We start from the raw sequence: 13,835 nt of genomic DNA, 5'->3' as shown, positions 1-13,835 counted from the left end.
AAAACTCCTAGGCCTTAATAGTTCTAGCGAGTGTTTTATTTTTAGAAAAAGAATCAATACATGAAAAAGTTACTTCTGCTACTGGCTTTGATGGCCACGATGTTGTCCTGTAAAACGTCAGATACAAAGCCTTCCTCAAGAGAAAAAGCCATAGAAAAGGCGCTGGAAAAAGCACAAGCAAATGGAACAGACACGCTTAGTCCTTTAAAACTAAAAGTGTTGGATTCTAAATACATCACTAAAGACGATGTGTTTGCAGGTCTTGAAGATGAAGTATTGCAGTTCAGTTTCAATTCACCTAACGGGACTCGCAAGGCCGAGCTGTTGAATGTGTTGGTTCAAGAAAAGAGCATTCCGCAAATACAGCAGGCGATTTATGATGGTAAGTTCACTTATAAGGACTTAACCTTATACTTCCTCAACAGAATTTACAACTATGACCGTAATAATGAATTGTCTTTAAACTCGGTCATATCGCTTAATCCTAATGCGATAGAGCAAGCCCGACAAGCCGATGCCACTCTTGCCACCATGAAGGAATATGGTGAGACGCTAGATACTTATGTCATCACTGGGATGCCTATTTTACTTAAAGACAATATCAATACCAGCGAGGTGCCAACAACAGCTGGAGCTGCAGTATTGATAGACAATCAAACCGCAGATGCACGATTGGTTCAAAATCTGAAGGATGCCGGTGCAATTATTCTGGGTAAAACCAATTTAAGTGAATGGGCTTACTTTTTCTGTGGAGATTGCCCTAGCGGATATAGTGCCGTAGGTGGACAAACACTTAATCCATACAAAAGAACGTATTTTGACACCGGTGGTTCCAGTAGTGGTAGCGGAGTAGCAGTAGCAGCAAATTTTGCTGTGGCAGCGGTTGGGTCAGAAACCAGTGGATCTATTCTATCACCATCATCCCAAAACTCCATCGTAGGCTTAAAACCTACGGTAGGAACAATTTCTGGCGAAGGAGTGGTACCCATCTCCAGCTATCTGGATACGGCTGGCCCAATGGCTAAAAACGTCGTCGATGCCGCGATCCTGATCAACGCAATGCGCGGTGATGAAGCTGACGTTATTGAAAGTAATCTGATCCCTAAATTGAAGGACTATTCTCTAGAAGGAAAGCGATTTGGGATTTTCAAGAGATTTTTAGAGAATCCATTATATGCAGATGCCATCGCAACCATCAAAAACCAAAGAGCTACCATCATCGAATTGGAAGATCGCGATCTAGAACTCAACGGCTTTCTAAAACTGCTTAATGCAGATATGAAACAAGACTTGCCTACGTATTTTCAAACTGCAGGAAACGCAAAGTATAAGGATTGGGATGTGGCTCGAGTAATGCAGGAAAACCTTAAAGATTCTATTAACGCTATGCCATATGGCCAGCGATTGTTTCAGGGAATCCTTGATGAGCCTGAAATGACTGATGATGAGTTTGCTAATTTTAAGGAGAAAATGACAGTTTCTGCTCAAGAATATCTCAACTACTATTATTCTAGATATGGGCTGGACGGCATCCTTTCTATAAACAACTACACGGCTGGTGTTGCTGCGGTTGGTTTCTTTCCTGCGATGACCGTTCCCATGGGCTATGACAAGGATGGCAAGCCATTTGGCCTGACTTTTATTGCGCCTTCTGGAAAGGACCGTGAATTATTTGGTTGGGCTGCGGCCTATGAACGCGTAAGTAAGAAGCGTCAAATGCCGACTGACTACTCAAAGTAATCCATGTCTCAAGATAACAAGCCACCTTTATTTTCAGCAAAGAGTCTACGCACCTTTACTAAGATTGTCGCTATTTACGCCGGGTTTTACATTCTGACGGTGGTCGCACAGACCATAAGCCAGCCGGTGAGTGAGAATCCAGACGCACCACAAAATGCCTACATGCCTTTGTATTTTTTGGCGGCAGTACATCTGGTGCTGGGTTTGGTTAACCTTGCGTTGATTTTACTCAAAAAATACAACTGGCTCGTTCCCTCGATCAGCGCAGCGGTAATGTTGCTTGCGAGGATGTACTATGAGGATATCGCATTGTGGGTGTGGAGCTGGACATTGTGATTTTTGAAATAAATGCCTCAAAAAATAGTATAGCCTATAGCAAACGTAATGCGTTTTAGATCGTTATCAATCGTTATTTGTCTTTCAAATTGATTTGCCATAGCTCTCATGTCTGCCATCGAACTATATTCGATGAAGCTATAAAAACTACTGAAAAAATCAAATTTTAGTCCAAGGTTGAAGCCTATTGAACTGCCTGTATAATTATTGGTAGAATATATCGGTTGTCCATCCTCGAAGTTGACTGAAATCTCTGTGTTTGATCCATAGAATATTGGTTCAAAGCTTACAAACGGTGCGATGCTTATAGTCTTCAAATGAAAATTATATTGAGCACCGATATTTAAAGAATAATAGTCGAATTGTAGTAGATATTCTGCCTTTGTATTATTTACCGATTCTGGAAACCTTACAGCATCGGCTCTGCCTTCTGCTATTGTGAAATAATCTACTCCAGCAATAAGTGTAAAATTATTTGTGATACGATTCAAGTTGAGCTCTGCTTTAACACCTATTCGGATATTAGATGCTTTTAGATTATCATATGAGATATCTGGTGATGATACAGCAAAATTATTGCTACTGTACCCAGCATGTAATCCTAAATTGAAAAACGCCACCTTTTTTTCCTGCTCCAATTTATTTGCGTTGGCGCTATTTGCAAGGTAATATTTCACCAAGTCGTCTTGACTGTACGACAGTCGAGTAAAGCTATCGATAGCGTTGTTATTAGGGTTGAGGTTATTATATAGCCACCTTTTATAACCTACAATAGGTTGCCCATCTTTTTCAAAAGGTGCTAGAACCTGGTAACCTTTTTCAAATGAACCGTTTACATAAAGCACTTGTTTTTGATTATTATATATGTATAAAGATTCATCCGCATCTACCAGCTTGCGAAGAACAACATTGTTTGATTCGATATTTTCAACGTAAGCACTAATTATCTCTAGGCTACCATCATCTGCAAGTATTTTCTTGAAATCTGAGGCTTTTAAAACGAGAATTGAAGAGTTATTTTTATCACGATAAACATTCACCGTTCCATCCTTATTGACAACTTCTTTTCTTAGTTTGAAATATATGGTTTCTTCAGACTGGTCAGAAGCTGTAAGCTTACCAGGGTAAAAATTAGACTGGGCGAAACTGATGTAGCCAAGAAAAAAATATATGAAGATTTGAGCGAAGTACTTTGATATGGTCATGATTATTATGTGAGCAGGATTTATCAATTAAAATCCGAATATAGCTAAATTAATAAGGTAAATAAGGAAACTAGGATTTGTTAAGATCTTCGCCGAAAAATTTGATTTGTACATCTATTGCGAGATTCCTTAAGTTAAATGTGAGTAGCAATTTTAAATTACATTATGGATTCACTGCCTTTTTAGCTTTCGCGAAAGCGATATTAACAACCACCTACACTGCAAACCAACTGCTTGTCGTAAATTTGCAGCCGCTATGAGAACAAAATCAAGAAAGAAGAATCGTATTAATGTGATCACACTGGGATGTTCCAAGAACGTCTATGACAGTGAAGTGCTTATGGGCCAGCTTAAGGCCAGTGGCAAGGATGTGGTGCACGAGGAAGAAGGTAACATTGTCGTGATCAATACCTGCGGTTTTATCGATAATGCTAAGGAAGAAAGCGTTAACACCATTCTTGATTTTGTGGATCGCAAGAGCCGTGGTGAGGTAGATCAGGTGTTTGTTTCAGGTTGTTTGTCAGAGCGTTACAAGCCAGATCTTCAAAAGGAAATCCCAGATGTAGATCAGTATTTTGGTACGACGGAATTGCCATCACTGCTCAAAGCTCTAGGCGCAGATTACAAGCACGAACTCATAGGAGAGCGTGTTACGACTACACCTAAAAACTACGCATATTTCAAAATTGCCGAAGGTTGCGACCGTCCATGCTCCTTTTGTGCCATTCCATTGATGCGTGGTGGACACAAAAGCACGCCTATTGAAAACCTGGTCATTGAAGCAGAAAAACTGGCCGCAAAAGGTGTCAAGGAACTCATACTTATCGCCCAGGATTTGACCTATTACGGTCTCGATCTCTATAAAAAACGCCGTCTCGCCGATTTATTGAAAGAGCTCGCCAAAGTCGATGGTATTGAGTGGATACGCATGCATTATGCATTTCCAACAGGTTTCCCGGTAGATGTTTTGGGCGTGATGAATGAGGAGCCTAAGGTGTGTAATTACTTGGACATACCATTGCAGCACATTTCCACGCCTGTACTCAAGTCCATGCGTCGCGGTACTACGTTTGAAAAAACGAATGCATTGTTGGATCGCTTTCGCGAAAGCGTGCCACAAATGGCCATTAGAACCACATTAATTGTTGGGTATCCTGGCGAGACTGAAGAAGATTTTGAAATCTTGAAACAATGGGTAAAAGACCAGCGCTTTGAGCGTATGGGCTGTTTTACCTATTCACATGAGGAAAATACGCATGCCTATAATCTGGAAGACGATGTGCCAGCCGAGGTGAAGCAGGAACGTGCCAATGAAATTATGGAGATTCAATCCCAGATCTCTTGGGAACTGAATCAAGAAAAGATCGGGAAACAGTACCGTGTCATGATCGACCGTAAACGTGGGAATCACTTTGTGGGTCGCACAGAATTTGACAGTCCAGATGTGGATAATGAGGTGCTCATTGATGCGAGCGAGCACTACTGTAGTGTTGGCGAGTTTGTAATGGTAGAAATCGCAGATGCTGAGGATTTTGATTTGTATGCCGTGCCAGTAGCCTAGTGCTCAGAATTCTTATCGCGCTCTGCACGTTTTTCTTTAAAGCTTTCTCTAAAATTGCGCCGCTTACGATCTTTAACTGATTTCTGACGTGACTTGTTCCAGCCCAGAAAAACAAAAAAGGCAACAATCACCGCTCCTATATAGATCCAATCTGTATTCATGTGGTAAAAATAATTCTTTTAAATAAAAAAGGGTCACTTCTCGAAGTGACCCTTTCTGCTTTTTGAATGTTGGTACCTATTGCTTAGCGCTCGGCGCTTTTGTACCAAACTGATACCTGATCTTGATGCCGCCAAAAATAAGTTTAGCTTCCTCAACCTGTCTTGAGTTACCATTACTGGCATTAAAGCTGCCATTGGATACAAAATCAGTTGGGCTCGTTGGATTAAAACTCAATGTCCCATCTATCACTGGTGAATCTACAACATCATTGAGACCGTAATCCAGAAACGCACCAAAGTACATCGCAGAATTATCGGCCAGAAGTTGTTTAACACCTATTTCAAAAGTCGCGTTAACGCTATTACTCAGTTCAAAATCCTGTTCTGAAAATTGAATATCGTTATAGGTTCCAAAACCAGCAAAAGCTGGTGCTGTCAACGTACCATTGAATCTAGGGAAATAGCCGCTGGTAGTTAGGCTGGAAGCTCTAGACTCCTGTCTGGCATTACTCAAAAGGTTGTAGGATGCTCCGGCTTTAACGTATAATCTAGTAACTCCAGAACCTTCATATTGTACGTTCAACGGTATGGAGACATTATTGAATTTTTGAGTCTCTGAATAACCGCTAATCTGGTAATTAAACGTGAAGTCTTCACCTTCAGAATCGACAGTGGTTTGTGAACCTTTCAGTCGGCTGCTGGAATTGCGGGCTTGATGAAACGCATATCCTACACCAGGGTTTAAACTCCAGTGTTCAGATAATTTCAATTGAATTACCAACTCAAGACCTGCTCCAGGTTCTATATCTGTATCACTCAACGCACCTTCTATATCAAAGGTGGAGAAATGAAACTGCGTTCCTAAAGAAAAATTGATTTCTTGAGCCTTGCTGATGATTCCGGTCAATAAGAAAAGTGAACCTACAAGTACTGAACTTTTCATTTTAAAATTTTTCATAATACGATTCTACTAATTTTAGTTTTTGATAAAGTTCAGGCTCTTATTTGATCCATTGATTCGTAATAATAAGCGATAAACGCCTACAGGAAGGTTATCTGGTAGTTCTATAGAAGTAACTATTGCTACGGCAGCTGTTTCTTTCACCAATCTACCATTCTGATCATAAATGAAGTAGACGGCGTTCTCAGGTTGTCCTTGAGGATAATCTGCTCTTACATTCAATGTTTTTCCTTGCAATACTGGGTTTTGAAGTATAACAAAAGAGAATGTATTTCCAAGGTTGATCGTGGATTCACAAGTTTGAAGCACATCATCATTTGCTAATGTCATTCTAACCATATACCTCGCGCTAGGATCTAATCGATCGCTAGCATTATCGCCTTCAGAGAAAAATTGATCGGTGCTTACCAGACGACCGTTTTTGAACCATTCGTAAGCTACAAAAGAATACCCGCCATTATTCGCTGGATTATTATTCACCACTAGAACGTTGCCGTACTTCTGCTCAACAATGGCGTCAAAAACAAATCTCTTTTCAATCAATAGATTAAAAGTTCTTGTATCACGTCCGTTTTCAGCAGTGATAACAATGGTTCGGCGATACAGACCAGGAGTAGCTGTTTCTACGATAAAAGATTCACCTGTTGATGCAGTGGCACCGGTTTCACTCACAATTTCTACATCAACGCTTTCAATGCTGTCGTCGCAGTCAATCAGATAGAAAATGTTCGTATCGGGATTCGTAAATACCTCACCATTGATAGATATAGATTCTATAGTAGTATCAGTATTCAAGAAAACTTCTAGCTCTTGGGAAACTGGTGTCGCGGCGAGGTAATTGTTATTACCAGGTTGCGTCGCAGTAATCAATAGGAATCCCTCTGATTGAAGCGTTACAAATCCACTAGCACTTACATCTGCCGCAGGCGGTTGTGTCAAGGCAGTTGTTTCATAGACAATTGGTAGTCCTGAAGAAGCACTTACTGTCAATTGGAAATCAGGATCTGTAGATAAACGTCTACGTGTAAGTGCATCAAAAGTAACAGTCTGTTCAGCTTGTTCAATGGTAAGTATACCATCAATAGTCACTTGTGGACAATCTGTGCTTGAGCTGGTAATTACTGCCGTGACTATGTACGTACCTGCTTCAGTCTGATCATTGTTTGTATAAGTCACAGTCGCATCTGCAGGGATGTTTTCTACGGCTAACGATCTCACGCTTCCGTCGTAAACAAATGTTGCATCGGTCAGCGTTGCATTTTCGATATCACTACCAGCGATAACAACGTTTTGGGTTTGAGTGGTTGTATTTCCATTTCCGTCATTAAAGGTCCAAGTCACAACGGTCGTTCCTTGAGTTGTGATAGGCAATACGGCATCGCTGGTCACTGTTACCGTGCCTTCACAGTTATCGGTGGCAGTCGGCGCGATAAGAGAAGTCACACTACACTGTGCCGTAACATCGGCAAGTACCGCAAGATCCGCTACCGGAGCCGTTGTATCATCGATGATCACATTTTGGGTTTGTGTAGAGGTGTTTCCGTTACCGTCGTCAAACGTCCAAGTTACTACGGTGGTTCCTTGAGTCGTGATAGGCAATACCGCATCGCTGGTCACTGTTACCGTGCCTCCACAATTATCGGTGGCAGTCGGCGCGACAAGAGAAGTCACACTACACTGTGCCGTAACATCGGCAAGTACAGTTAGATCTGGCGTTGGCGGTGTTATATCATCAATAATGATGTTTTGATTTTGGAATGTAATATTCCCATTTCCATCATCGTAAGCCCAAGTAATAACTGTTGTTCCTTGAGTTGTGATCGGTAATACCGCATCGCTGGTCACTGTTACCGTGCCTCCACAGTTATCGGTGGCAGTCGGTGTGACAAGAGAAGTCACACTACACTGTGCCGTAACATCGGCAAGTACAGTAAGATCCGCTACTGGAGCCGTCGTGTCATCGATAATCACATTCTGGGTTTGTGTAGAGGTGTTTCCGTTACCGTCGTCAAACGTCCAAGTTACTACGGTGGTTCCTTGAGTGGTTATCGGCAATGCTGCATCGCTGGTCACTGTTACTGTGCCTCCACAGTTATCGGTGGCAGTCGGTGCGACAAGAGAAGTCACACTACACTGTGCCGTAACATCTGCAAGTACAGTAAGATCCGCTACTGGAGCCGTTGTATCATCGATGATTACATTCTGGGTTTGTGTAGAGGTGTTTCCATTACCGTCGTCAAACGTCCAAGTTACTACGGTGGTTCCTTGAGTCGTGATCGGCAATACCGCATCGCTGGTCACTGTTACCGTACCTCCACAGTTATCGGTGGCAGTCGGCGCGACAAGAGAAGTCACACTACACTGTGCCGTAACATCGGCAAGTACCGCAAGATCCGCTACCGGAGCCGTTGTATCATCGATGATCACATTCTGGGTTTGTGTAGAGGTGTTTCCGTTACCGTCGTCAAACGTCCAAGTTACTACGGTGGTTCCTTGAGTCGTGATCGGCAATACCGCATCGCTGGTCACTGTTACCGTGCCTCCACAATTATCGGTGGCAGTTGGCGCGATAAGAGAAGTCACACTACACTGTGCCGTAACATCGGCAAGTACCGCAAGATCCGCTACCGGAGCCGTTGTATCATCGATGATCACATTTTGGGTTTGTATAGAGGTGTTTCCGTTACCGTCGTCAAACGTCCAAGTTACTACGGTGGTTCCTTGAGTCGTGATAGGCAATACCGCATCGCTGGTCACTGTTACCGTGCCTCCACAATTATCGGTGGCAGTCGGCGCGACAAGAGAAGTCACACTACACTGTGCCGTAACATCGGCAAGTACAGTTAGATCTGGCGTTGGCGGTGTTATATCATCAATAATGATGTTTTGATTTTGGAATGTAATATTCCCATTTCCATCATCGTAAGCCCAAGTAATAACTGTTGTTCCTTGAGTTGTGATCGGTAATACCGCATCGCTGGTCACTGTTACCGTGCCTCCACAATTATCGGTGGCAGTTGGCGCGACAAGAGAAGTCACACTACACTGTGCCGTAACATCGGCAAGTACAGCAAGATCCGCTACCGGAGCCGTTGTATCGTCGATGATCACATTCTGGGTTTGTGTAGAGGTGTTTCCGTTACCGTCGTCAAACGTCCAAGTTACTACGGTGGTTCCTTGAGTCGTGATAGGCAATACGGCATCGCTGGTCACTGTTACCGTACCTCCACAGTTATCGGTGGCAGTTGGCGCGACAAGGGAAGTCACACCACACTGTGCCGTAACATCGGCAAGTACAGCAAGATCCACTACCGGAGCCGTTGTATCATCAATAATCACATTCTGGGTTTGTGTAGAGGTGTTTCCGTTACCGTCGTCAAACGTCCAAGTTACTACGGTGGTTCCTTGAGTCGTGATAGGCAATACGGCATCGCTGGTCACTGTCACCGTACCTCCACAGTTATCGGTGGCAGTCGGCGCGACAAGAGAAGTCACACTACACTGTGCCGTAACATCAGTAAGTACCGTTAGATCTGGCGTTGGCGGTGTTGTATCATCAATAATGATGTTTTGATTTTGGAATGTAATATTCCCATTTCCATCGTCATAAGCCCAAGTAATAACTGTTGTTCCTTGAGTTGTGATTGGTAACGTAGCATTGTTCGTAACGGTAATCATACCACCACAATTATCAGTTGCTGTAGGTGGTGTAAGAGAAGTCACGTTACACTGTGCCGTAACATCTGCAAGTACAGCAAGATCCGCTACCGGAGCTGTTGTATCATCGATGATCACATTTTGGGTTTGTGTAGAGGTGTTTCCATTACCATCATCAAAGGTCCAAGTCACGACGGTTGTTCCTTGAGCCGTGATCGGCAATACTGCATCACTGGTTACCGTTACTGTGCCACCACAATTATCAGTCGCGGTTGGTGCGGTAAGAGCTGTTATAGAACACTCTGCTATAACATCAGCAAGCACGGCTGTATCAGGGACAGGTGCTGTGTTGTCCTCAATGGTTACAACTGTTGTGCTCAGATTTGGGCAATCACCGTTAGTGGTGTAGGTGATCGTATAAGTGCCTTGAGTTGAAGCGCTGAGATCAATTACTCCGGTAGAAGTGTTTATGCTAAGCCCAGCACTGGAACTAAATGTGCCTCCTGTAAGTCCAGTAATCGTAGGTGTAGGATCTACTTCATTAGGGCAATATTGCGCTTTCGCGAAAGCGAAACTGGAATCATCCAAACCATTTACGGTAATAGTAGCAGTAGAGCTGTTAGGACAAGTCCCAGCAGTCGTATAGGTTACCGTGTAGTTTCCAGGCGTTGAAGCCGAAAGATCTACCACACCTGTGGTTGAATTAAGGGAAAGTCCAGTTGTCGAACTAAAGGTTCCACCAGCAAGACCGGTAATGGTTGGCACAGGATCAGTCGCATCAATGCAGCCGGTGGTATCGCTGTACGCGAAAGTGGCATTGTCTAACGCTAACACTTCTATAGTATCACTCGCGCTATCAGCACAACCATTGGTATTTGTGGTATAAACAATGGTATGAATTCCAACTCCAGCAGTGACTGGATCAAAGGTATAAGTCGACCCATTACCGTCATCAGTCACTCCAGGACCAGAATATACACCGCCTGTCGCAGTACCACCAGAAAGTCCAGTTTGTAAGCCGGCATCAATGCAAACATCTGCAGGAGCTGTAAAAGTTGTTGATGGTGTAACACTTATTGTTACTTGAACTCTTTCACTTTCGCAACCATTTGCTGTGCTTGTAGCGTAATAATCTCCAGTTGCCAATACATCCGTAGAGCTTAGGGGTGTGGTAGATGTATTAGAGCTATAAATTTTAATATCTGTACCAGTTCCTATAGAAATTAAGTCGTTTACCGTGTCACCAGCGCAAAAACTATTAGTATCACTAGAATCGATAGTCATCGTGCCATCCGCACATCCAGTTCGTAGCCATCCGCTGGAAGGTGGGTTTAAGCCGGCTGGAACAGTGGTATTTTCATACCCGTTACTAGTAAAATCATTTAAGGCATACAATACCCATTTAGAACCATCAAAACCTATTTCAAAAATTGGATCAGCTTGGTATTCATAATTATTTTTTCCATTGATAGTTCCGTTCACAATATAAATACCGCTAAGATTGCTACATCCACCGGTGAAGCTGACATTAATAGAATTAGGGGTTGCAGAACTAAATATCGGTTCTGGAGTAGAAGTAATTTCAAGTGAGACATTAGACGAATTAGGACAAGTCCCAGCGGTTGTATAAGTCACCGTATAAGTCCCAGCTGTGGAAGCCGAAACGTCTACCACACCAGTGGTAGTATCAATAGAAAGTCCAGCCGTTGAGCTAAAGGTTCCACCACCAAGTCCAGTAATGGTAGGTATAGCATCTGCACCAGTCGCACAAAATTCTAGATCACCATAGCTGAATGACGCATCATCTAAAGTATTAATTGTAAGTGAGATTGAAGAGCTGTTCGGACAAGCTCCAGCCGTAGTATATGTCACTGTAAAAATTCCAGGCGTAGAAGCAGAAACATCTACCGCACCTGTCGTAGCATTAATGGAAAGTCCAGCCGTTGAGCTAAAGGTTCCACCAGCAAGGCCGGTGATAGTAGGTGTTGGATCTGAATCATTGGTACAATAAGCCGCAGCGGCGTAATTGAAACTCGCATCATCTAATGCGTTCACGGTAATCGTCTGGCTGGCTGTATTTTGACCAGGATTCGTGGTGATGTAGGTCACCGTATAAGTTCCAGGTGTAGAAGCCGAAACGTCCACCGCACCCGTTGTAGGATTAATAGAGAGTCCGGCTGTTGAGCTGAATGTTCCACCGGCTTCACCAGTTATCGTTGGTAATGGATCTACCTCATTTACACAAAAGGAGGCAGCACTATAACTAAAAGAGGCATCATCCAATTGCACATCAATGTCAAGATTAACCGAACCAAAGTTGATCGTCCCGCCGCCTCCAGATCCTGAATTACCATTGTCGCTTCCGGTTATAGTAAGTGCCGCGGCATCATTACCTGTTAATCCAGAAGCGGTAGTTACTTGAATGCTACTAGCTGTGTCTAAATATGTATTGATGCTAGCAATTGCACCTGATAAAGTAATGCTAGCGGTTCCAGAATTACTTACGGTAACACCTCCAGAGGTGCTAGCTGCTAATGTTCCAGAACTCGTTGCAATCGTCAAACTAACAGATTGTGTTCCGGCATCAACATCTGCTATAACAGCTGTACTTAGATCAATGTTGGATGCTGTGTTTTCAGTCACCGTCAGATCAGAAGGTAAACTGCTTAAGGTCGGGTCATCGTTTATAGCGGCAATAGATAAAAATGCAAAATTGCTGCTCGAGACCGAGTTACCACTTGCATCTGTCACTGTAAAAACAAAACTTCTATTGTTTCTGGTGTTACCAACGCTTGGGTCGTCACCAGTATTCACAAACGTAGCTGTCCTAATAGCTGCCTGTGCCTGTGCTGCGGTGCCAGTTCCTGTTAAAGTAAGCACTCCTGTAGTTGAATTGAAATTTGCCGTGTAGGGCCCAGGAGCGGTTACGGCAATAGATTCTCCATTATTAGGAAAAAAGGAAGTGATGCTTAGTGACACCAGATTGATATTTTCACCACCTGGTTCGTCAATAGTAAATGAATTGTTAATGGTTACAGCGGTTCCTCCTTCCAAAAATGATACACCTGGATTAGGATTGGGAATAGTCACCACTGGATCATCATTGACCGCAGTCACGTTTATAAGCACGGTGTCTGCTGTACCATTGACGGTTCCATCATTAGGTGTTACCGTCAAGGTCGCTGTGGTGGTATCATTAAGCGCGGTGGTATAGGTAATCTTTGAAGTATCATTAAGATATGTGTTAATATTTGCAACACTACCTTGTAAAGTCATCGATGCGGTACCAGAATTTGTAATGATCACGCCACTGGTCGTTCCATTACCATTGACGCTGGCAATCGTCCCGCGGTCAACGCCTAGGGTTACGGTAACAAGGTCACCATCTGTATCGGTGATGTTGTAGGCAGAAAGATCTATGGCTGTTGCAACATCTTCCGTTACCGTAACATCTGCTGGTGTTCCTCCTAGATCGGGCGCTGTGTTTCCTGCAAAGACGCTACCGGTATAAGTGCTTGGAGCAGAAGGAACATCGTTTGGATGGGTATACTCGCCAGGTGTCCAGTTACTTGTGGTGTTGAATTGTGTAGCACAAGCTTCTGCTGTTCCATTACATGTGGTTGGGCCAGTGTATCGTCCTTCAAGAAATCCAACAGAGCCAACTTGTGCATTGATTCCATCAGTTAAACCAGTTCCCGCCAGGGTTGCTCCGTTTTCCAGTGTACCATAGAAAGTAAGAAAGGTACCTGGTACAGCTCTGGTTCCTGTCACGGCATAAATCTGATCGCCAGTACCATTGATGTTAAAGCCAGCTTCGACCTCATCGACAATACCTATGGAGGCTGCTTCTCCTGGGCCATCAGTATCTGTTATATTCACCACGGTTCCTGCAGCAATCTGGCTGCCAGTATTATTTGTCCAGAGCAATTCTCCTTCTGCCGTGGGTGATTGGAAGGTGGTCCCCAACCATTCTTCATCAATGAATCTTATGGTGGCGCCAGCAGGTGCATTATCTAATAGTATAAAAGAAAAGCCGTCTTCTTCTCCAGCAGTACCATCATCACTATGTAAAGCAACGATGGCAATGTCACCAGGTGCGTCGATGAGGTTGTTTTGGGTTTGTGCTTTCGCGAAAGCGAACACAAAAAAAGTCACGGCAAACATTACGAGTTTGCTTGAGTAAAATTGTTTCATAGTATGGTTGGCTAAATAAT

7 protein-coding genes are annotated in these 13,835 nt (G+C 43.3%); 3 read left to right on the top strand and 4 right to left on the bottom strand.

The features are described from left to right. Positions 1-60 precede the first annotated feature (60 nt). A complete protein-coding gene (locus AAU57_RS13055; protein WP_055413331.1) occupies positions 61-1,740 on the top strand; it encodes an amidase family protein in 1,680 nt (559 codons plus the stop codon). Between the two features lie 3 nt (positions 1,741-1,743). After that, the gene (locus AAU57_RS13050) at positions 1,744-2,076 is read left to right on the top strand and encodes a hypothetical protein (RefSeq protein WP_055413330.1); all 333 of its coding nucleotides are present in this window, start codon (positions 1,744-1,746) and stop codon (positions 2,074-2,076) included. Between the two features lie 17 nt (positions 2,077-2,093). On the opposite strand, the gene AAU57_RS13045 is transcribed toward AAU57_RS13050, so the two are convergent. Next, complete coding sequence (locus AAU57_RS13045) at positions 2,094-3,281, bottom strand: hypothetical protein (RefSeq protein ID WP_055413329.1); 1,188 nt, start codon at positions 3,279-3,281, stop codon at positions 2,094-2,096. Between the two features lie 256 nt (positions 3,282-3,537). Between AAU57_RS13045 and rimO the strand changes: the two genes are divergently transcribed. Next, on the top strand, positions 3,538-4,842 hold the full coding sequence (rimO, locus tag AAU57_RS13040) for a 30S ribosomal protein S12 methylthiotransferase RimO (protein WP_055413328.1): 1,305 nt from the start codon (positions 3,538-3,540) through the stop codon (positions 4,840-4,842). Here the strand turns inward: rimO and AAU57_RS15110 are convergent. From AAU57_RS15110 to AAU57_RS13030, 3 genes are all read right to left on the bottom strand, one after another. Next, positions 4,839-5,003 (bottom strand): hypothetical protein, encoded by a 165-nt coding sequence (locus AAU57_RS15110; RefSeq protein WP_156340174.1) that lies wholly within the window; start codon positions 5,001-5,003, stop codon positions 4,839-4,841. The two genes, rimO and AAU57_RS15110, sit on opposite strands and share 4 nt — an antisense overlap. Positions 5,004-5,079: 76 nt before the next feature. Beyond that, on the bottom strand, positions 5,080-5,946 hold the full coding sequence (locus AAU57_RS13035) for an outer membrane beta-barrel protein (protein ID WP_197275417.1): 867 nt from the start codon (positions 5,944-5,946) through the stop codon (positions 5,080-5,082). A 33-nt stretch (positions 5,947-5,979) separates the two neighbouring features. Continuing rightward, a complete protein-coding gene (locus AAU57_RS13030; protein ID WP_156340172.1) occupies positions 5,980-13,815 on the bottom strand; it encodes a hypothetical protein in 7,836 nt (2,611 codons plus the stop codon). Positions 13,816-13,835: the final 20 nt, after the last annotated feature.

The organism is Nonlabens sp. YIK11 (genome assembly GCF_001413925.1).
Taxonomy (GTDB): Bacteria; Bacteroidota; Bacteroidia; order Flavobacteriales; family Flavobacteriaceae; genus Nonlabens.
Note: the sequence above shows the minus strand (reverse complement) of the source record. Positions and strands in the feature narration are given on the sequence as shown.